Source organism: Mycobacterium hackensackense (assembly GCF_025822555.1).
Lineage (GTDB): Bacteria > Actinomycetota > Actinomycetes > Mycobacteriales > Mycobacteriaceae > Mycobacterium > Mycobacterium fluoranthenivorans.
The window spans coordinates 52,951-73,084 of sequence record NZ_JACKUC010000028.1 but is presented as its reverse complement, the minus strand read 5'-3'; the positions used below and the strand labels follow the sequence as shown (position 1 = coordinate 73,084).

General features: G+C 66.8%; 23 protein-coding genes and 1 pseudogene. 15 read left to right on the top strand and 9 right to left on the bottom strand.

The genetic code is table 11. The features are described from left to right. Positions 1–110: 110 nt before the first annotated feature. Positions 111–1,058 (top strand): hypothetical protein, encoded by a 948-nt coding sequence (locus H7J86_RS01965; RefSeq protein WP_267289064.1) that lies wholly within the window; start codon positions 111–113, stop codon positions 1,056–1,058. Positions 1,059–1,079: 21 nt separating this feature from the next. On the opposite strand, the gene H7J86_RS01960 is transcribed toward H7J86_RS01965, so the two are convergent. Continuing rightward, a complete protein-coding gene (locus H7J86_RS01960) occupies positions 1,080–2,303 on the bottom strand; it encodes a sensor histidine kinase (RefSeq protein ID WP_267289062.1) in 1,224 nt (407 codons plus the stop codon). Next, the gene (locus H7J86_RS01955; protein ID WP_267289060.1) at positions 2,303–2,980 is read right to left on the bottom strand and encodes a response regulator transcription factor; all 678 of its coding nucleotides are present in this window, start codon (positions 2,978–2,980) and stop codon (positions 2,303–2,305) included. Before H7J86_RS01955 ends, H7J86_RS01960 begins: the two co-directional genes overlap by 1 nt. Positions 2,981–3,042: 62 nt before the next feature. On the opposite strand from H7J86_RS01955, the gene H7J86_RS01950 reads away from it, so the two are divergent. From H7J86_RS01950 to H7J86_RS01920, 7 genes are all read left to right on the top strand, one after another. Next, positions 3,043–3,528 carry a hypothetical protein gene (locus tag H7J86_RS01950; RefSeq protein ID WP_267289058.1) on the top strand — a complete coding sequence of 162 codons (486 nt, stop codon included), beginning with the start codon at positions 3,043–3,045 and terminating at the stop codon, positions 3,526–3,528. Continuing rightward, positions 3,525–4,475: an FAD:protein FMN transferase gene (locus H7J86_RS01945; protein ID WP_267289056.1), complete on the top strand. Its 951-nt coding sequence runs from the start codon at positions 3,525–3,527 to the stop codon at positions 4,473–4,475. Before H7J86_RS01950 ends, H7J86_RS01945 begins: the two co-directional genes overlap by 4 nt. Beyond that, the gene (locus H7J86_RS01940; RefSeq protein WP_090361146.1) at positions 4,472–5,032 is read left to right on the top strand and encodes a ferric reductase-like transmembrane domain-containing protein; all 561 of its coding nucleotides are present in this window, start codon (positions 4,472–4,474) and stop codon (positions 5,030–5,032) included. The genes H7J86_RS01945 and H7J86_RS01940 overlap by 4 nt, the downstream gene beginning before the upstream one ends. Further along, positions 5,029–6,246 (top strand): NADH-ubiquinone oxidoreductase-F iron-sulfur binding region domain-containing protein, encoded by a 1,218-nt coding sequence (locus H7J86_RS01935; RefSeq protein ID WP_267289054.1) that lies wholly within the window; start codon positions 5,029–5,031, stop codon positions 6,244–6,246. The genes H7J86_RS01940 and H7J86_RS01935 overlap by 4 nt, the downstream gene beginning before the upstream one ends. Further along, a complete protein-coding gene (locus H7J86_RS01930; protein WP_308204810.1) occupies positions 6,243–6,464 on the top strand; it encodes a ferredoxin in 222 nt (73 codons plus the stop codon). The genes H7J86_RS01935 and H7J86_RS01930 overlap by 4 nt, the downstream gene beginning before the upstream one ends. 81 nt (positions 6,465–6,545) lie before the next feature. After that, positions 6,546–7,943, top strand: coding sequence for a wax ester/triacylglycerol synthase family O-acyltransferase (locus tag H7J86_RS01925; protein WP_267289052.1), 1,398 nt, complete (start codon positions 6,546–6,548; stop codon positions 7,941–7,943). A 30-nt stretch (positions 7,944–7,973) separates the two neighbouring features. Further along, on the top strand, positions 7,974–8,228 hold the full coding sequence (locus H7J86_RS01920) for an SHOCT domain-containing protein (RefSeq protein WP_090361158.1): 255 nt from the start codon (positions 7,974–7,976) through the stop codon (positions 8,226–8,228). Positions 8,229–8,251: 23 nt separating this feature from the next. Here H7J86_RS01920 and H7J86_RS01915 read toward each other — a convergent pair whose 3' ends face one another. After that, positions 8,252–8,509, bottom strand: coding sequence for a dsRBD fold-containing protein (locus H7J86_RS01915; RefSeq protein WP_267289050.1), 258 nt, complete (start codon positions 8,507–8,509; stop codon positions 8,252–8,254). A gap of 179 nt (positions 8,510–8,688) precedes the next feature. Here H7J86_RS01915 and H7J86_RS01910 point away from each other — a divergent pair, with 179 nt between their 5' ends. Genes H7J86_RS01910 through H7J86_RS01900 form a run of 3 tightly spaced genes read left to right on the top strand, consistent with a single transcriptional unit; the run spans position 8,689 to position 10,560 of the window. Then, complete coding sequence (locus H7J86_RS01910) at positions 8,689–9,108, top strand: pyridoxamine 5'-phosphate oxidase family protein (RefSeq protein WP_267289048.1); 420 nt, start codon at positions 8,689–8,691, stop codon at positions 9,106–9,108. Positions 9,109–9,128: 20 nt separating this feature from the next. Further along, positions 9,129–10,004, top strand: a complete 876-nt coding sequence (locus tag H7J86_RS01905; RefSeq protein WP_267289046.1) for a universal stress protein — start codon at positions 9,129–9,131, stop codon at positions 10,002–10,004. A 1-nt stretch (position 10,005) separates the two neighbouring features. After that, positions 10,006–10,560 (top strand): GNAT family N-acetyltransferase, encoded by a 555-nt coding sequence (locus tag H7J86_RS01900; protein WP_267289044.1) that lies wholly within the window; start codon positions 10,006–10,008, stop codon positions 10,558–10,560. Here the strand turns inward: H7J86_RS01900 and H7J86_RS01895 are convergent. From H7J86_RS01895 to H7J86_RS01875, 5 genes and pseudogenes are all read right to left on the bottom strand, one after another. Further along, positions 10,534–11,346 carry a universal stress protein gene (locus tag H7J86_RS01895; RefSeq protein WP_267289042.1) on the bottom strand — a complete coding sequence of 271 codons (813 nt, stop codon included), beginning with the start codon at positions 11,344–11,346 and terminating at the stop codon, positions 10,534–10,536. The two genes, H7J86_RS01900 and H7J86_RS01895, sit on opposite strands and share 27 nt — an antisense overlap. A gap of 63 nt (positions 11,347–11,409) precedes the next feature. Then, positions 11,410–14,040: a magnesium-translocating P-type ATPase gene (mgtA, locus tag H7J86_RS01890; RefSeq protein WP_267289040.1), complete on the bottom strand. Its 2,631-nt coding sequence runs from the start codon at positions 14,038–14,040 to the stop codon at positions 11,410–11,412. Next, positions 14,040–14,927: a universal stress protein gene (locus H7J86_RS01885; protein WP_267289038.1), complete on the bottom strand. Its 888-nt coding sequence runs from the start codon at positions 14,925–14,927 to the stop codon at positions 14,040–14,042. Before H7J86_RS01885 ends, mgtA begins: the two co-directional genes overlap by 1 nt. A gap of 67 nt (positions 14,928–14,994) precedes the next feature. Continuing rightward, a pseudogene (locus tag H7J86_RS01880) lies at positions 14,995–15,195 on the bottom strand (alcohol dehydrogenase catalytic domain-containing protein); the annotation flags it as partial. A 49-nt stretch (positions 15,196–15,244) separates the two neighbouring features. Then, on the bottom strand, positions 15,245–16,726 hold the full coding sequence (locus H7J86_RS01875; protein ID WP_267289036.1) for a bifunctional aminoglycoside phosphotransferase/ATP-binding protein: 1,482 nt from the start codon (positions 16,724–16,726) through the stop codon (positions 15,245–15,247). A gap of 210 nt (positions 16,727–16,936) precedes the next feature. Between H7J86_RS01875 and H7J86_RS01870 the strand changes: the two genes are divergently transcribed. The 4 genes from H7J86_RS01870 (at position 16,937) to H7J86_RS01855 (ending at position 19,808) form a co-directional block, all read left to right on the top strand. Further along, positions 16,937–17,911 carry an Acg family FMN-binding oxidoreductase gene (locus H7J86_RS01870; protein ID WP_267289034.1) on the top strand — a complete coding sequence of 325 codons (975 nt, stop codon included), beginning with the start codon at positions 16,937–16,939 and terminating at the stop codon, positions 17,909–17,911. 27 nt (positions 17,912–17,938) lie between these two features. Beyond that, positions 17,939–18,220, top strand: a complete 282-nt coding sequence (locus H7J86_RS01865) for a dsRBD fold-containing protein (protein ID WP_267289032.1) — start codon at positions 17,939–17,941, stop codon at positions 18,218–18,220. A 20-nt stretch (positions 18,221–18,240) separates the two neighbouring features. Next, positions 18,241–19,092, top strand: a complete 852-nt coding sequence (locus H7J86_RS01860; RefSeq protein WP_267289030.1) for a universal stress protein — start codon at positions 18,241–18,243, stop codon at positions 19,090–19,092. Positions 19,093–19,160: 68 nt separating this feature from the next. Then, on the top strand, positions 19,161–19,808 hold the full coding sequence (locus H7J86_RS01855) for a response regulator (RefSeq protein ID WP_267289281.1): 648 nt from the start codon (positions 19,161–19,163) through the stop codon (positions 19,806–19,808). Between the two features lie 16 nt (positions 19,809–19,824). Here H7J86_RS01855 and H7J86_RS01850 read toward each other — a convergent pair whose 3' ends face one another. After that, positions 19,825–20,115: a dsRBD fold-containing protein gene (locus H7J86_RS01850; RefSeq protein WP_267289028.1), complete on the bottom strand. Its 291-nt coding sequence runs from the start codon at positions 20,113–20,115 to the stop codon at positions 19,825–19,827. Between the last annotated feature and the right edge of the window lie 19 nt (positions 20,116–20,134).

The following is a 20,134-nucleotide window of genomic DNA, read 5'->3' as shown; positions in this document are numbered from 1 at the left end:
AGCCTCCATATCACGACACGTGGCTACCTCTGCCTAGTGCAGCTACATGAAATGGTCGATAACACAGCAACTTCCAAGTTTGACGCCAGATTGAATTGGTACCGTTGGGCATGGCTTCATGGGGACGGGTCCGGCGGCGACCGCCAGTCGGTGACCTCGACGTAGCGACCGAGCCGCGGCGTTCGGCAACGCAACCCGCGCACGATGCGACACCGCGCAAGGCGGCCACCCGAAACACCGGCGCCAACCCTGAGGGTCCACTCACCTTCTGCGCAACGCTCACCGAGCTGGCCGCAGAACACGTCCGGCTGCGTCGCGCCAATCGCACGTCGACGGCCGACATCCTCGGCAATGCAGACGCCAATGTGTCACTGACCAGCTACGGAAAACGTATCGCCTCGGTATGGAAGACCATCGAGACCATCGGGGCCGGCGAGGTCAAACCTCGTCGTGTCATCCTGTGGCTTGACGACCCGGCCGCCATGGTGGATCTGCCGCCATCCCTGAGACGGCTGCAGGCCCGTGGGCTGGAGATTCGGAGCTGCCCCGATTACGGCCCGCACAAGAAGTACTTTCCCTACGTCAACGAGATCCTGCCGGAGCAGCCGGACCAGACGCTGGTCACCGCCGACGATGACGTCCTGTACCCGGCGAATTGGCTGAAAGATCTTCTGAGCGTGCATGATCCGTGCGAAGTCACGGCCTTCCGGGCGCGGGTCCGCAGCGACGGCCCGTACCGCACATGGCCACTGTGCACCACCACCGAAGCCTCCGACACCGTGTTCGCCACCGGCACTTCGGGTGTCGCGTATCCGCCGGCGGTGCTTCACACGTTGCAGGATCGCGGTGACGAATTTCTCCGAGTGTGCCCACGGGCCGACGACTTCTGGCTGCACTACGCCACCGTTGCTGCCGGCATCCAGATTCGGCAGGTTCGCGACACCGCTGCGTTGTGGTGGTCGACGCCGATCACATTGAATCGCGGGCTGTGGGATGGCACCGGGGCCGCGAACGACGCCATCGCCGACGAGACGCGTCGTTACTGGCTGGCGGCCTGAGCTTCGGCGCCCAGGACCCGGTCACTGCCCACGCTCTGCCCGTATGTCCGCAGCAGGTATGGACAGCGTGAAAGTGGCTCCGCCACCAGGGGTTTGCGCGACGCTGATCTCGCCACGGTGCGCATGGGCGATCTCCCGCACCAGCGCCAAACCGATACCATAGCGGCGCGGGCCGCCGGTCATGGTGTGCGCGTGGCCGTGGGAGAACCTGTCGAACAAGGTGTCCATCGCGGCGCGGTCCACTCCGACTCCGTCATCCTGCACATCGATGACGGCGCGATCACCGCGGCGACCGACCCGTAGCGTGATGGTGCCGCCCGGGTGCTGGTGGGCCAGTGCGTTATCGACAAGTGCAGATATTGCCCGGCGCAGTGCGGATGTCGATCCGAGGACGACACAGCTCTGCCCGTCATCGGTGCCGTGTTCGACAACCAACCGCACCCCCGCCGCTTCGACGTGCTGCGCCATGCTGCCGTGCACGGCATCGGCCAGCCCCGCGAGGTCGATTCGATCGCGGGGCGCGCCGCCCACCGTCATCGACGCCGAGGCGAGCAGGTCTTCTATCACCGCACCGAGAGCGCGGGTGTCAGAAGCGAGAGCGTCGATCTGATCTTTGGCGGCGTGGGCGTCCCCGTCGTCGAACTGGCGAGCGAGCATCTGCACCCGGGTATGCAGAACCGTCAGCGGCGCACGCAGTTCGTGTGAGGCATCGGCGACGAATCTGCGTTGCAAGGCCAGGGCTTCGGTCAGCGGCCGGATAGACCGGCGGGTGAGTAGGACCACGACCGCCACGGACACCGCGATTCCCGCGAGTTCGGCGATGGCCAGCGACAGCAGCAACCGACTTCGACTGGCCTCGTACGGACGCAGATCGAGCAGCGCGACCACTCGCCCCTCTGGTTTGTCGGCCACCAACCCGCGGTACCGCGTGCCGCTGATCTCCGTGTCGAACGCCCCCGGGGATCTGGCCAGCAACTCCGCCACGGGTAGGCCATCGGAGCTGGCCTCCTCCTTGCCGGTAGGATCACGCAGTACCAGCATCATGCCGGTCGGCGGATCGGTGGCATCGTCGGCGGTCGCGGCGACGTTGCTCAGCTGCGAGGTGATCTGCTGGCTCTGGACCCGGGCGTCGACGAAGAACACCGCGGCGCCGACGATCAGCAGGACCAGGGTCAGGGCGAGCGAGGCCTGCAATGCCGCGACCCGTCCGGCGCGCCGGACGACTGTCAGGTCACCGTCCGACATCAGCCTGGCCCCAACCGATAGCCGATTCCGTGCACCGTCTGCACCACTGCCCTGCCGAGTTTGCGACGCAGATAGTGCACGTAGGTGTCGACCACGCCCGCGGAATCGGCACCCTCGAAGGCGATCTCCAGCAGTTGACGGCGGGTGAAGACTCGCTTGGGCGCACTCATCAGTGTGGCCAGCAGTGTCATCTCTCGTTCGGAGAGTTCGACCACGCGATTGCCGGTGGCGCTGCCGCTGACCGTCCGAGTGATCCGGTCCAGGCACAACCCCCCGGCACGCAGCGTGGAACCCCCGTCCGGGCGCCTGACGAGGGCACGAACCCTGGCGAGCAACTCGGGTATTTCGAACGGCTTCACCAGATAGTCCTGCGCGCCGGCGTCGAGCCCGTCGACGCGGTCGGCGACTGATCCACGTGCCGTGAGAAGCAAAGCGGGAGTGGCGATACCGCGGGACCGGAGCAGCGCGACGAGGTCCGCGCCGTCCATCACCGGAAGTCCCCGATCGATGATCATCGCGTCGTAGGTACCGGTGAGACCGCTGTGCAGACCTTGTTGCCCGTCCGCGGCGACGTCGACCCGATAACCCTCGTCGACGAAGAGGTCGGTGAGCAACCTGCTCAAGGCCGGGTCATCCTCGACAACGAGCAGCAGCGGTGCTGATTGTCCGTCGCTCACCCAGACAGCGTCCCATGCCGGTTCTTGGAAGGCTCGAAGAATCCGGTGCCAGCATTCGACGCATGAACTCACCTCGATCGGGCTTCCACCGCGCCACCGCGGCGTCGTGGGCATTGGTGGGTCTCGGTGTCGCCGGTGTCGCCGGGGCTTCCTCCCTGGCTTACGCGGATACCTTCACACCTGCAGCGGAAGCTCCTGTCGAGGTCGCGGTTCCCGTCGCTCCCGAGGACGTCGGGCCACCGACTGGCCCGGATCTCCCTACGGCGCCCGACATCGTGGCCACACCGGTCGACCCGCCGCCGCCCGTCGCGGTCTCGACGGAATCCGCCCCGACTCCGGCGCCGGTCACCACCGACGCACCGGTCCAGCAGTACACCCCGCAACAGACCTACGAACAGGCACCTGCGTACGACACCCGGCAAACACAAGCTCCCGCGCCGACCAAGGCGGCGACGACCGCCCCGCCGACCACGCGGCACGTCAAACCGCCGACGACGGTGAATTCCCCGAACTACTCACCACATGTCACGATCTCGCGCGGCTCATGACCATCACCCCGCAGCGACACCTCGAGCCCGCCGGCGCCACCGCCGAAGTGCACTGGCGACGGTGGACGGTCGACATGCAGGTCATCGTCACGGACCCAGGCTGCCTTGCCGAGGCACATCTGACTGTCGATACCGAACTCGACGCCGTCGAAGCTTCCGCCTCCAGGTTTCGAGCCGACTCCGAAATCAGCGCGCTGGCAGGGTCATCGGGGCGGCCGACGGAGGTCAGCGAATTGCTCGCGGAGATGCTGGGAGCCGCACTTCAGGCAGCACGGTACACCGACGGGGATGTCGACCCGACCATCGGCGCCGCAGTGATCGCGCTCGGCGATGACCGCGATGGCACCGCGCTCGATTCGCCGGTACCGCTGGCAACGTCGGTCACGCGGCCGGCGACGTGGTCGATGGTCCACATCGACAATCGAACGGTCACGGTGCCCGCGGGCGTCGTGCTCGATCTCGGCGCGACGGCCAAGGCCCTGGCCGCGGATCGCTGCGCTGCGCGGGTCCACGCTGCCACCGGCTCCGGCGTGCTGATCAACCTCGGCGGCGACATCGCCACCGCAGGAACCGCACCCGAGGGCGGTTGGCCGGTACTGGTTCACGACGGCGACGACGAGCCGGCGTCGTTGGTGGCGCTGTGTTCCGGTGCAGCCATGGCCACCTCGAGTACGGTGCGCCGCACATGGCGCCGCGGTGGGCAGCGGCTGCATCACATCCTGGACCCGCGGACCGGCGTCTCCGCTGATCCGGTGTGGCGAACGGTCACCGTCGCGGGCGCCAGTTGTCTGTCCGCCAATACCGTCAGCACGGCCTCGATCATCCGCGGCCGGCGAGCGCCGGATTGGATTCGCCACCAAGGCATTGCAGCACGGCTGGTGGACTGCGACGGGATTGTGCACACCCTCGGCGGGTGGCCTGATGACGATATCTGCAGGCCCCGATGACCAGCGAGGCGCTGTGGGCGCTGGGCCGCGGCACCGGGATCACCGCGCTCGGTTTCCTCACCATCTCGGTGACGTTGGGCATCGCCACCCGCTCCGGCCGTCCGTTGCTGACGCTGCCGCGGTTCGCCGTCGCCGATGTCCACCGCTTCGCCGCGCTGGCGGGGACCCTGCTGGTGACGCTGCACCTCGCCCTGCTCTTCGCAGACCCCTACGCCCAGCTGCGCCTCGTCGACTTCGTCGTGCCGTTCCTCGGCGCGTACCGCCCGTTGTGGCAGGGGCTGGGGACGCTGGCCTTCGACCTCCTGCTTGTCGTGATCGTCACGAGCTTGCTGCGGCATCGACTGGGCCTCAAGGTCTTTCGCATCGTGCACTGGGTCGCCTATGCGCTGTGGCCGGTCGCCCTGGCCCACGGACTCGGCAACGGAACCGATGCGGGACGTCCCTGGTTCTTGGTGTTCGCCGGATGCTGCGTGTTGGCAGTGGCCGGCGCGCTGGCTTGGCGGCTGCACTCCAACTACACCGAATACGCCGGCGCACGCCTCCCGGGTCGCCCATGACGACCACACGCCTGCTCACCGGCCACGAACCCGGCCTGGCCGCACACCGGCAACGCCATGGCGAACTTCCCGCGCCGACCGCCGCGTCGCTGGCCGGCTGCGTGAGCGACGCAGGCCTGACCGGCCGCGGCGGCGCGGGCTTTCCCACCGGCCGCAAGATCGCCGCTGTCACCGGCCGTAAACCGGTGGTCATCGGCAACGGCGCCGAAGGTGAGCCACTGAGCGCGAAGGACGCCACCCTGCTCACCTGCGCACCACACCTCGTGCTCGACGGGTTGAGTGTCGCTGCGACGGCGATCGCCGCGGACTCGGTGGTGATCTACGTTCCCCGGCGCGCCATCGCCGCCGTTCGGGTCGCCGTCGCGGAGCGGGTCGCGGCGAACACGGACCGTCGACGGATCACCGTGGTCGAAGCTCCCGACCGGTTTGTCTCCGGTGAGGAATCGGCGGTCGTCAGCCGCGTCGAGGGCGGCCCCGCATCGCCCCGCGACCGGACGGTGCTGACCACGACCTCGGGGGTTCGGCGGCGGCCCACGTTGGTCAACAATGTCGAAACCCTCGCCCATATCGGGCTCATCGCCCGCTACGGTCCGGCCTGGTTTCGCGCTGTCGGTGACCACCAGGAGCCGGGCACCATGCTCGTCACCCTGTCGGGCTCGCTCGCGCAGCCGGGTGTGGTGGAGGTACCCACCGGATCTCGGCTGTCCGACCTACTGACGACGTCCGGGCGCACCGACCTTCGCATGGTGCGCGCAGTCCTGGTCGGCGGATATCACGGCAGCTGGATCCCGGTCGAAGCGCTGACCGCACGGCTGTCGCGCGCCGGCCTCGCCGCACTCGGCGCGACACCAGGTGCGGGCGTCGTCCACGTGCTCGGACGTCACGAGTGCGGCCTTGAGCGCACCGCCGCCATCGCGTCCTACCTGGCCGGCCAGAGTGCGCGCCAGTGCGGTCCGTGCCTCAACGGCCTGCCGCGCCTGGCGCAGCTGCTCGACCAACTGGCGTTCGGAGCGGTCGACGACGCATTGGTCGACGAACTCCAGCGGACCATGCGGCTGGTCGACGGCCGCGGTGCGTGCCGCCACCCGGACGGGACTGCCCGCATGGTGCGCACCGCGCTCACGGTGTTCGCCGGCGACGTCGCCCAGCACCGCCGCGGTCGCTGTGAAGCGCTGCCGGCCAACGCAGACCACCACGTACGAGCGATATCGTGACGGCATCGTCGATGCGCTTGCACATCGACTGGACCCGCTGCGACGGGCGTGGACTCTGCACCGAACTGCTCCCCCGTCTGCTGGACCGCGACGACTGGGGTTACCCCCTGGCTCGCGACGGCTCGCGCGAACCCTCGGTGCCCGCGCGGACGCTGGCTGATGCGCGCCGCGCGGTCAGCCGGTGCCCTCGACTGGCCCTGACGCTGATCACCGAGTGAACGCCCCGACACATGACCAAAGGCCCTAGTCGCCAAAGAGATCACCACCGAAGCTGAGATGGTGTCCCCGAGGGAAGAGTCATGACCAGTCACCATCTCAATGCACTGGAGGCCGGGTTCCTGCAGGCCGAGGATGCCGACGGCCACACCAGTCTGGCCCTGGGCGCGGTCGCCCTCCTGAGTGGACCGGCGCCCAGCCACGATCACCTGTTGACGGTGCTGGCGGAACGCGCCGCCCGAGTCCCCCGCTGTCATGAGGTACTCCACGAGACGCAGATGGACCTCGTGGCGCCGCGCTGGGTCGAAGACGAGGGGTTCGACATCGCGCACCACGTCCGCCGCGTCGCGGTGACGGCACCGGGCGACGACGCCGCGTTGTTCGCCCTCGTCGCGCAGGTGATGGAGCGACGCCTGGACCGCTCGCGACCGTTGTGGGAATGCTGGATGATCGACGGGCTGGCCGGTGACCGATGGGCGATGTTGATCAAGATCCACCACTGCGTTGCCGACGGTGTCGCCGCGACGGCCATATTCGAAGAGCTGTGCGACGATTGGGCGCTCACCGCGCCTGCCGCCGACACCTCCGAGTCGACGACCAAACGTTCGGGCAACTGGAGCCTGAACCCGGTCGGATGGATGCAGTCAGCGTGGCGGATGTCGGCGCGCGCACCGCAGGCCGCGCTCCGCGTCGCGAGTGGCGCCACCGAGCTGGCGACAGCGCTTCTGGAGGTGTCGCCCAAATCCTTCACCGGGCCGTTGAGCGATCTGCGGACCTATAGCGCAGCCAAAGTGCAGCTCGACGACGTGCGCATGATCGGTGAGCGGCTCGGTGTCACGGTAAACGACGTGGCGCTTGCGGCGATCACCGACAGCTTCCGCTCGGCGATGCTGCGGCGCGGACTCACCCCGAGGGCTCATTCACTGCGCACCGCCGTGCCGGTGTCGCTGAGATCGGCCGACGCCCTGCACATTCCCGACAACCGGATCGCGGTGACCTTGCCACAATTACCGGTCGAACATGCCGACCCGCTGCGGCGACTGCAAGCGGTCCACGACCGCATGATGTCGGCCAAATCCGGTGGTCAGGTGAGTGTGGGCGCATTGGCCGTCGCAGCGGCGGGGCTGCTGCCGTATGCCCTCACAGCACCGGTGGTGCGGTTGCTGACCCGACTGCCACAACGCGGAGTGATCACCGTCGCCACGAACGTGCCCGGCCCGCGTCGCCGGCTGCACATCGCGGGATGCGAGGTGCTCACGCTGATGCCGGTGCCGCCGATCGCCATGCACCTTCGCACCGCGATCGCGATTCTGAGCTACTGCGATGAACTGGTATTCGGGGTGATCGGCGATGCCGACAGCCCGCTCAGCCCGGAGGAACTGGCCCGTGGCATCGAAGCCGGGGTGGCCCATCTGGCCACCATCGCTGCAGCTGCGCGACGTTCACGCCGGGTGGGCAACCTCCTGCTGTTGGCCGGATAGTCCCGCAACGCCGAATGATTGGGATAGACCATGTATTTCGACCACGATATGGGCTGGTGGAGTTACGCCGGGATGGGAATCGGCATGGTGGTCTTCTCCGCTGCGATTCTGTTCGGAATCATCGTCGCGGTGATATACGCAGTCCGGGACCGCTCAGCGATCGCCCCGCCGCCGCAATCCCCGACCGCAGAGCAGATCCTCGCCGCCAGATTTGCCCGCGGCGAGATCGACGAAGCGGAATACGGGCACCGGATGGCCCTGCTCCGCAGCTCGGCCCAGCACTGACGGAGTGCGACGGTTCGGTCCGTTCAGAGGGCCGACACGCCGCCCTCGAGGCTGCGGGCAAGATCGGACAGGGCACGCGTCACCGCCACCTGACTGCCCGACCCACCAGGTCCCTGCTCGCTGGGCGCCAGCCGGGCGAGCCCGGCACCCACCCATTCTCTCCCTTGGAAATTCAGCTTTGCTTTCGCGACGGTCCGGTCCTCGCGATCGTCGATGGAGATCGTGACCAACCAACCGTCCTCGACCGGATCGAGCCGCTCAGCACGTTCTTCGACGCTCATGGGGGGACCTCCTCAAGATGCGGGACTGTCTTCATCCCAGCGCCACGCCGTCAGCTCCGGTAGGGCCCGAAGTCACACGCACCCCGGACTTTCGTCAACCGGAGGTCACCCAGGGCCGCTGCGGAAGGGGGACTTATGGCCCTGGTACCGGAGTGGGCCGAGTCCGTAACGTCGCAACCATGTTGCCAGACACCAAACCCGTAACCATCCTGTCCGAGAGCGAGTGCTGGCGGCTGCTCAGCACCGTGTCGCTCGGCCGACTTGTCACCACCGCAGACGGCGAACCGGCGATCTTTCCGGTGAATTTCGTCGTGCAACACCGGACGATACTGTTCCGCACCGCGGAGGGGACGAAACTGGCCGGCACGGCGATCAACAAGCAGGTGCTGTTCGAGGCCGACGGCCACACCCTCAGCGAGGGTTGGAGTGTCATCGTGAAGGGCGATGCTCGGGCCCCGCACACCGACGACGATATCCACGATGCCGAGCATGCCGGCCTGCGTCCGTGGACAGCCACCCCGAAACCGCACTTCGTCCGGATCCGGCCGCTGCGGATCACCGGTCGACGATTTGCCTTCGGCACTGAATCCGCTTTCTAGCCAACAGATTCGGCGCCTCCATGCCTGAGCCTGAGGTCGACGGCGCCATCGTCGTCGCAGTCGACGACTCGCCGGAGAACGTGGCCGCAGTGCGCTGGGCTGCAGAAGAGGCCCTCCTGCACGACCGCCCACTGGTACTCGTGCATGCGGTCACCCCGGATATCGTCGACACCGACGAGCCTGTTCTTCGCGCTCGGTTCGACCGTTGGCGGATGCACTGCGCCCGCATGCTTCTCGACAAAACCAAAGCGGACCTGGTCGAGCACACACGGCTGGACGCCGACGTCATATCGTCGGCACCGTACTTGGACAATCCGGTGAAGGCGCTGACCCGACTGTCCGATGGCGCATGGATGATCGTACTGGGCAGCCGTTTTCGCGGGTCCCTGGGCGGTCGGCGAATCGGCTCGACGAGCGCGGCGCTGTGCTACCGGGCCCGGTGCCCTATCGCGGTGATCCACATGCAAGAGCAGATCCCGGCGCAACGACCGGTCCTCGTCGGAGTCGACGGTTCAGCCGCGTCCACGCATGCAGTGGCCCTGGCCTTCGACGAAGCCGCGCGGCGGCACGTCGGCCTGGTGGCGGTGCACTCATGGAGCGACGAAAATGTCCTGCAACTGCTGGGATCGGACTGGGAAGACTACCGCGGACACGCCGAAGCGGCGCTGCGCCGGGCAGTGGCGGACTGGCGAGCCCGTTATCCGGATGTCGAGGTGATCGAGAAGGTGTACTGCGATCGGCCGGCCCACTGGCTCATCGAGGAATCCGAGCACGCCGGTCTGGTGGTCGTGGGCAGTCACGGGCGCGGGGCCTTCTCGACCCAGATCAACGGGTCCGTTGCCACCGCAGTGGCCGAAGGCGCTGCCGTACCGGTGATCATCACCCGCGGGGCGTGACATGCCCGAAGCACACCCGGTTCCGACGGACCAACAGCCCGGCACCCCACGAATCGTCCCGCTGTTCGACGGAAGAGCAACGGTCACCTTGCGCAAACTCACCCCCGCCGACTTCGACCGGGTCGTCGAACTCGCCGACGGACTCAGCGATGACGAAAAGTACCTGCGCTTCTTCACCACCCGCCCGGCTTTCATCCCGCAATGGGCCACCTCGCTCACCGAAGCTTCCGGCGATGTCGTCGCACTCGGGGCCTTCGACCACGGCGAGCTGGTCGGTGTGGCGAACTACACCCGCTGCGAGGTGCCCGACCAGGCCGAGGTCGCCGTCGTCGTCGCGCGATACCAGCACGATCGCGGTGTGGGTACGGCATTGCTCGGAGAGCTCGTCCGACTCGCCAAGCGTGACGGTTTCCGGCACCTCGTGGCTGACGTCCTCGCCGAGAACCACCGTGTGCGGCGCGTCATCGCAGACTCCCACCTGCCGGTGACCTTGCACCGAGATGGGTCCATTGTCGATGTGGACGTCGACCTAGACGTGATCCCGCAGGACGAGTAACGAGCAGTTCGTGCCGCGCAGGATCGCCGCGGCGACGGGGCCGACGAGCTGGGCGACCACTTCGGAGTCTTTCGCCGAGGCGATGACCAGTTGATCGATATCGGCGCTCTGGGCAAGGAGATTGGTGATGTCGCCGGGCCGTGGGAGTACCGCGATCTGCATGTCGGCGTGGTCTCGCTCCCGATCGCTGACCAGCGACTCCAGCCTTGCGCCGACATTCTCCGAACGCTCCGACTCGGCAGGCCACGGGGTGAGCGCAAGAATCGACGCGTCACGCAACGCCGCCTCGTCGATCGCCCTTTGCAAGACGGCCTGTGGATCCGGCTGGTCATCGAGAACGGCGACGATCCAACGATGCGGCCCGACGCGCTCGCGGGCATGCCGACGGTGCACGATTGCCACCGTGGACTGCGCGGCCTTCGCCAGACGCGCTGCGGTCGAACCCCGCCGGCCCGGACCGGAATCGTGGGTGCCTTTCCAACCGACGCACACCAGCTCCGCCGAACGGGATACTTCGGCCAGAACGTCCACCGGATCGCCTTGCAGAATGTCCGTCTCTATCTTGACCTGCTGCCCACTGGCATTCAGGGCGTCGCTGACCGCCTGCAGCGTGCGGCCGGCTTCGGCGACCACAGTGTCCTCGTGATCGTGCGCGTCGACGACGTGGACCAATCGCAGCGGGACATTCCGGTTGACAGCTTCATCGGCAGCCCAAAAGGCGGCTCCCAAGGCTGCTTTGGAGCCGTCGATACCGACGACGATGGGCTTCGATACCGACGTGGACATGGTGTGCTTCCCTCTGGACGAGTGATGTCGCGATACGTCTCACGTTAAGCGTGGACGAAGCGATCAGCTATGGGCTTTGGTCCTCAACCTCGGGACGTCAGTCCTTGTCACCAGGCGGCCATGATGACTGAAGCGTGCGGCGCGGCGGTGGATGCGCGTGTCCGCGCCGCGCGTGCGGGCTGGCGGTGCGCCGACGGGCTCGCGGTAGAACACCGATTTGGTGATCTCGACCAGCACCAGGTACGCGACCGCCATACCCGCAAGCGCGGCGAAGAACTGCCAGGGCAGCGGCGCGAACCCCATGCTCCGGGCAGGACCCCAGAAGCTGATGGCGATACCCACAGCGATCACGGCCACGGTCGCCAGGGTCAGCAGACCACCGGGCCGGCTGCGGGTGAAGGGAATTCGTCGCGTGCGGATGGCGAAGATGATGAGTGTCTGTGTCGCCAGCGACTCCACGAACCAACCGGTGCGAAACTCCGGCGGAGCGGCATGCAGCACGCCGAGCATCAGGCCGAAGGTCAAGAAGTCGAACAGGGAACTGACCGGACCGAACGTGAGCATGAACCGCCTGATGAAAGCGATGTTCCAATGTGAAGGAGCACGCAGCTGTTCGGGGTCGACCCGGTCGGTGGGGATGGCCAACTGGGAACTGTCGTACAGCAGGTTGTTCAGCAGGATCTGGCTGGGCAGCATCGGCAGGAACGGCAGGATGGAGGAGGCGGCGGCTGCACTGAACATGTTGCCGAAATTGCTTGAGGTGCCCATCAAGACGTACTTGATGGTGTTGGCGAAGATGCGTCGACCTTCTGCCACACCGGCGGCCAGCACACCGAGGTCCTTCTCCATCAGCACCACGTCCGCCGCGTCTTTGGCGACATCGCTGGCAGTATCGACAGATATCCCGACATCGGCGGCATGAAGTGCCAGCGCATCGTTGACCCCGTCGCCCAGGAATCCCACCGCCCGTCCGACGCGGCGGGCCTCGGCGATCAACGCCGCCTTCTGTTCGGGTGAGATCCTGGCAAAAATGGTGTGGTTCTGGACGGCACGTGCGTAGTCGTCAGGACCGAGGACCGCCAGTTCGGCTCCGGTGATGGTCCCTTTTGTCGGCAAACCCAGCTCAGCGCACACTTTCTCGGCAACCCGCGGGTTGTCTCCGGTGGCGACCTTGACCTCGATCCCCAGCTCTGCCAAAGCGTGCAGGGACTGCGCTGCAGCGGGTTTCGGCTCGTCGGCGAAACACAGAAATCCGTCCAAGGTCAGGTCTGCCTCGTCGGCCGCGTCGATCTCGGTCAGGTCAGGGGCTGGTCGGCTGGCCACTGCCACGACACGTCGCCCCTCGTCGAAGAGTGCGTTCAACGTCGCCTGGGCACCGTCTGGCACGGTGACGCAATGCTCGAGGATCTGCTCGGGGGCACCCTTGGTCACGAGTCGGCGCTGTCCCCGGTCGTCGACCAAGGCGGATGTCGCTCGCCGGGCATGATCGAACGGGAGCACCGCCACGCACCGCGCGCTGTCGATGGTCACGGTGCCGGCGGCCGCGGTGAGGGCGGCGTCCAGCGGATTGGCACTCTGCCCGCCCGCGGTCTCCAGGTCGCTGGCCAACAGTCCGAGCCTGAGTACCGCATCGCTGTGGGCACCGGTGGCGTCGACCGCGTCGATGTAGGTGATCTGGCCGTTGGTGAGTGTCCCGGTCTTGTCCGTGATCAGCACATCGATATCGCCGAGGTCCTCGATACAGACCAGACGTTTGACGAGGACATGTTGGCGGGCCAGCCGTCGTGAACCGGTCGCCAGGCTGGTACTGACCACCGCGGGGAGCAATTGCGGGGTGATGCCGACGGCGATCGCCAACGCGAACAACGCAGCGTCGATCAGGGGGCGTCCGAGCATCACATTGATCCCTAGGATGAAGGCGGTCAGGATCAGCGCCACCCACAGCAGGAGATAGGAGAACCTTCGCAGGCCCCGCTGAAAGTCGGTCTCGGGTTGACGTTCACCCAATCCCACAGCAAGCCTGCCGAACTGAGCGCGCTGCCCGGTGGCATAGACGATGCCCACAGCGTCGCCGGCGGTGACCACAGTGCCCATGAAAGCCAAGTTGGAACAGTCGGGCAGGCTGCGCGCATCGTCGACGGACAGCGCAGTTTTCTGGGCCGGAGTGGATTCTCCGGACAGGATGCTCTCGTTGCACTCCAGTCCATGGACCGTCACCAGACGGATATCGGCGGGTACCACCTCCCCCAGCGTCAACCGGATCACATCGCCCACCACCAAATGGGTGACACTGTCTTTGGTGAACTGACCGTCCCGACACACCAGGGCGAAATGGTGTACCTGCGAGTGCAATTGCGCGGTCGCACGCTCGGCCCGGTATTCGTTGACGAAACTCAACCCGATGCTGGCGATCAGGATGATCCCGATGATCAGTGCCTGGGTGTGATCGCCGAGGAAGAATGCCATGACCGCGGTGGCGGCCAGGAGCAGCAACAGGGCGCTGCGCAGTTGGCGCATCAGCACGGCCCACGCGCTGACCCGGTGGGTGCGTACGGCGTTGGGGCCGTCGCGGTCCAGCCGCAGCCGGGCTTCTTCCGAGGTCAGACCGGTGGCCATACTGCCGAGTGTGGTGAATGCGTCCTCGGCGGGCACCGCGGCGGCCCACTCCCTGGTGAGCTGGTCCGGCGGCGCCATCACAGGTCTGCCGGCCTCGACCGGCAGACCGCCACCGGAACCGGCGAGTGGTGCAGCATATTGAGGCTGGTGGATCCCAGCACGGTGGCGGCCAGCGGATTGCGGCCCCGGCTACCCACCACGACGAGCTGAGCCTCCCCCAACCGCTGCAGGAGTGCGCGGCGGGGTTTGGCGGCATCCACGAAAAGACTGACCTCGGTATCGGGGTACTTGTGGCGGTAGGGCTCCACCGCATTGACGAGTTCCTCGCGTTGAAGTGCCTCCAGGGCGTCCCAATCGATCAAGAACGGGATGGACACCTCCCCGGGTGGGGTGCGCATCGACCAGGAGTGCACCGCCCACAGCGGAGCGCCCAGCGCAGCGGCCAGTTCGAAGGCCAGATCAACGGCGCCATCGCTGGAGCCGTCCACCCCGACGACAATCGGTTGTGCTGTCGGGCTGAGTAATTCGCCCCGCCACGCCACCACCGGGCATTCGGCGTGGGCGGTGAGGTGGAGCGTGAGTGAACCCACGAGCAGAGCGACCGAGGGCGACAGCTCGTCACACCCCAGCACCAGCATCCGCGCGTGCCGACTCAGCGCTTGCAGGGCTGTGTCGACGGTTTCGGTGAGCGCCTCGGTGGTGATCTCCAAATCGGGATGGCTCGCCCGAACCGCACTGGACACCGCGTCGAGGATGGGATGTGCAGCCTCCCTTTGCTCGTCGATATAGGCCGCTTGGAACGCGGCCATGGCGTCGGTGAGGTTGTGCCCGGAGTACGGCATGGCGTGCACGATGTGCAGCCGCGCTCCCAGCCGCACCGCGAGCGCGCCTGCCCATCGCGCCGCATGCCGTGCCGAGATCGTCCCGTCGACACCCACCACGATGGGCCGTGCCGAATCAACCATGGTGCGCCCTTTCTTCCTCATTGTCAGGCCGGTGCCGCACCGATTCCCACAGGATCCGCTGTTCGGCGGTGACGGTACCGACCGCTTCGTGGCCCAGGATCCGGCCGGCCGGCACCTCCGGGACATCGCCCTTCAAGATGTGCAGGTCGGTCCCGCAGATGGTCACGGCATCCACGCGGACGATCGCGTCGCCGGGGCGCTGGATCTGCGGATGGGGCACGTCTTGCCAAGAACGGTGGCCGGGGCCTTGATAGACGAGGCCTTTCATGTGCGGATTCCTTCCGGATGGGTAGAGGCAGCGTTGAGTTTCACGGCGGTCAGATGGCGACGCAGCACACCTCCCGCGCTTCCGCGATGTTCTCCTGCAGCGACCGGCTGGTATCGACGCGGTGGGCGCCCACCCAATCCTCAGGGTCGGGCGTCAGCGGGGCGGCCATCTCCGCGGTGGCATCGGAGGCCGTCTCACCACGTGTCGCGATACGCGCCTTGGCATCGTCAAGGGTTGTGGTGCAGACGAATTCGAGCACCGGTGCGGAACACTCCGCGGCCACTTCATGGGCCAGGGTGCGGTGTCTGCGGTCGCGCCAGGTGCCGTCCAGGATGACGGTGTGCCCTCCGGTCAGGAACTGCTGTGCTCGCCGGAGCACATCGGTATAGACCGTGTCGACGTTGGCGGGATCGTACAGCCCGGCGTGCAGGGTGCCGGCGGTTCCGCCGATGCGGCCGCTCCGCTGCAGATCGCGGCGGACATCGTCGGTCGACACCACGTGCGCGCCGATCTCCCGGGCGAGCGACTGCGCTAGTGTGGATTTCCCGGTGCCCGGTCCCCCGCCGATGATGATGAGCCGGACGGCACCTGCGCTGAGATGCTCCAGCGCGATGGCGAGATGCCTGCGCGCGTCCGCGCGTGCCTCCGAGCGCCCCTGTCGCACGCAGATGCAATCCACCTTGGCGCGCACGACCGCGCGGTAGGCGGTGTAGAAGTGCTTGAGCCCGGGCGGCGCCTGATCATCGGCCAATCGGCAGTACTGGTCCAGGAAGTGATCACCGAGGTCCTTGTGGCCCAGGAACTCCAGATCCATCGCCAGAAACGCGGCGTCGTCGACGCCGTCGACATACCGCAGCTGGTCATCGAACTCGAGGCAGTCCAGGAGCGCCGGACCCTCCGGCAGGCAGAACACATCGGAGCTCTGCAGGTCGCCGTGACCGTCGACGATCCGACGCTCCTCGATGCGCCGGGCGAACAGGGCAGACCTTCTCGACATGAATTCGGTGGCGAGCTGCCCGACCGCTGCCACGGTATCGGCCGGCAGGATGTCCGCGGTGTAGCGGTGCAACTCGGTGAGATTCTCCTGCCACCGCGCGGCCACCGCCTCCGGGGTCGCCGACAGGTCGATGACGTCGCTGCGCTCTGCTCGACGGTGGAACCCTGCCAGTACCTCTGCGATCCGGTCCAGGTGACCCGTGACGGGTAGCCCGGCGGCGATCATCGTGGCGAGGCACCGTGAATCGGGGTGGCGCCGCATCACGATGACCGGTTCGGCGTGACCTTCCTGCGGACCGGTCAGGTGCGCGACCCCCAGGTAGCTCGTTGGCGCCAACCGCCGGTTCAATGCGACCTCGCGCTGACACACCTGCTCTCGCGCCTGCGGTGTGCTGAAGTCGAGGAAATCGGTGACCACCGGCTTCTTCGCCTTGTACGCACGGTCACCCACCAGCACGACGATCCCGGTATGCGTCTCGTGGACCGCAGGGCTGATCACCGCGGAATCGATGGGCGCGCCGGGTACTTCGTCCATGACAAGAATCGTCACCGCCGGCGCACCTCGGCGGAAGCGGTCGACCGTCCCCTGGGCGACGCCATTGGTCCTCATTCACCAGAGCACAAAGACTCTGTTCGGAGCCGCGCTGCCGCCAGGGGCGAATCCTGGGACCAATGGCCCTTCTGCGCAACGTGACGTTGAGCGATGGTCAAGGGGTCTTCACACCATGCCGAAGGGACCCCGAACATGCAGCGGACCAAAGTGGCCACCAGCGTGCTCAAGGACGCGGTGAAGTCGGCGTGCCGAGCTCCGTCGATCCACAACAGCCAGCCGTGGCGCTGGATCGCCGATTCCGGTGCGCTCGAACTGCACCTGGACGCGAGCCGCCTGGTGCGGACCGATTCCTCTGGTCGGCAGGCGCTGATCAGTTGCGGAGCAGTCCTCGATCACCTGCGCGTCGCCATGGCAGCTGCGGGGTGGACGGCGAATGTGGACCGCTATCCGAACCCGAACGACCACAAACATCTTGCGACGATCCATTTCACCCCCTTGGACTACGTGACCGAGGGCCACCGCCGCCGCGCACAGGCGATTCGGCTGCGCAGAACGGACCGTTTGCCCTTCGCCGCACCTGTGGAGTGGAGTTCCTTCGAACCGGAACTGCTCCGGGTCGTCGGCGATACCGCGGTCGTCGACGTGCTCGATGACGACGATCGTCCGGTCCTCGTCAAAGCCGCGGCCCTGACCGAGGACGCGCGGTTGTACGACTCTGCCTATCATGCGGAATTGGACTGGTGGACCTCGTCATTCGACCCCACCGCGGGAATTCCACACAGCGCACTGATCACAGCGGCGGAGACCGACCGGGTCGCCCTCGGACGTCGGTTTCCCGTCACCCACCATCAGGAGCAGCGCAACGAGGTACCCGAAGACCACTCCCGGATCGTCGTGCTGTCCACCTACGACGACACCCACCTGGATCTGCTCGGCTGCGGCGAGGCGCTGTCTGCAGCACTCCTGTCGGCAACCATGGCCGGGCTGGCGACGTGCACGCTGACCCACCTCACCGAGGTGGCGGCCTCCTCCACGATGGTCCGATCACTGACGGGTCACGAGTTCCCCCAGGTGTTGATCAGGATGGGCCGAACCCCGGCCGGCGAACCGGTACCCCCACCCACCCCGCGACGGCCGCTCGCCGAAGTCCTCACCATCAACGATTGAGCACGTACTTCCTACGAGAGAGAACCCATGAGTCACAAGCATTCCAAGAAACACCTCGATCACCTGACCGTGAAGATCACCGTCGACGAGGTCGACAACGGCACCAATGCCACCGCGAGAATGACCTGGGAGGATGGGGAGCTGATCGGGAAAGGCCGTACGACGCTCGACCCGGATGACCACTTCCCCGAGCAGGTCGGGGAGAACCTCGCCATCGCCCGGGCATTGTCGGATATTGCAGGAAAGCTCTATGCCGCCACCGCCTCGGATATCGAGTCGGCGACCGGCGAGCGGGTATCGGTCCGCTGATCGGTGCGGAGACAACCACCATGAACACACGATTGCCGTCGCGACCGGTGGTCGTCGGGGTGGACGGATCGCATGCGGCGGTCTCGGCAGCCGTCTGGGCTGTCGATGAGGCCGTACGACACGATGTCCCGCTTCGTCTGTTGTGCGTGGTGGACGGTGACGACGATACCGACTCTGCTGCAGGCGATCTGGCGGGTGCCGAGATCGCGGTGCGCGAGTGCGTCGTGGCAGTCGAGTCGGGCCGGACACCGGTCAAGATCGAAGTGGAGATCCGGCAGGGCGACCCGACCGCGGTGCTCATCGAGGCTTCCACGTCGGCACTCATGTTGTGCGTCGGGGCGACTGGCCAGGAGCACACGCCCGGAGTTTCCCTGGGTGCCCGGATCGGCGAATTGACCAGTGCGGCACACTGTCCGGTTGCCGTCATCCGCCCCGACAGCTCGGCCTTCGACGGGGCAGGAGTGGTCGCCGAGATCGACGACTCGTGCGATATCGCCGCGGTTCTGGAGCACGGGGTCGCGGAAGCGCGGGGCAGACACGCCACCCTGTCCATCGTGGCGACCTGGCAGCCGAGATTCACCGATATTCACGACACCCAGGCCCGGGCGGCCGGCAACCGTCGCACCCGCGCCGGGCTCGAGCGCAAGCTTGACTGGCTACGGCGCAAATACCCCGAACTGACCATCAAGATGGCTGCAGCGCAAGGCAGTACGACCACGTACCTGCGCCGGCACGCCGCATCGGTTGATCTCCTCGTCGTGGGCCGTACCCGGCGCGGCGGTCTGTGCGACCTGATCGGGTCACCCGGGCATGCCACCCTGACCGACACCATGTGTTCGGTTCTGGTCTGTCCACCCCGGGCGGCATTGTGAACGCCACCCGCCACGCTCCCTCACCCGCACGCCCAACGGCTCCCCGGGAAGAACCGGATGACGCCGGGGTGTTGCGCGTCTTCCTCGTCGACGACCACGAACTGGTGCGGCGCGGGCTCATCGACCTACTCGGCGCCGATCCGGACCTTCGGGTCGTCGGCGAGGCGGGTTCGGTGGCAGAGGCGATGGCGTCGATTCCCGCGCTACAGCCCGACGTGGCCGTGCTCGACGTGCGGCTGCCGGATGGCAACGGTATCGAACTGTGCCGAGAGCTGCTGTCTCGACAGCCCGGTTTGAGTTGCCTGATACTGACATCGTTCACCTCGGACCAGGCGATGCTCGATGCGATCCTCGCCGGCGCCAGCGGTTACGTCGTCAAGGACATCAAAGGAATGGAGTTGGCGCGGGCGATCAAAGAGGTCGGGGCCGGCCGCTCGCTGCTGGACAACCGCGCGGCCGGTGCGCTGATGGCCAGGTTACGGGGAGCCGCCGGCCGGTCCGATCCCCTGGCGACCCTCAGCGATCAGGAACGGACACTGCTGGACCTGCTCGGGGAGGGGCTCAGCAACAAGCAGATCGCCGCCAGGATGTTCCTCGCCGAGAAGACCGTGAAGAACTACGTGTCACGCCTGCTGACCAAACTGGGAATGGAACGTCGAACTCAGGCAGCAGTATTCATCTCCACGCTGCAGCGGCCGCGGCATCCAGAGTCCTGACGGGAGTTTCCGGCGGTCACGGGGTGCCCGGCAGACGATCCATATCGCGGGCGGTGACACTCTCCAGCCGGTTGGCCAGATCGGCCAGCGCACGAGCGACCGCAAGTTCGTCACCGACTTCCGCGAGACTCCGGTCGCCCGACCGCAACCGGGTGAAACCGACTCCGGCGGTCGTGCGGCCCCGCCAGCTCAGTCGGGCCTCGGCTCTGGTGTATCCGCCGTGCCGATCGAAGACCAGTTCCACGGTCCTCGGCAGGGATTCGTCACCGGTGTCCGCGCGCGGCGTGCCGGCATCTGCTCCGTTCATAGCCCCATCCGACTACATC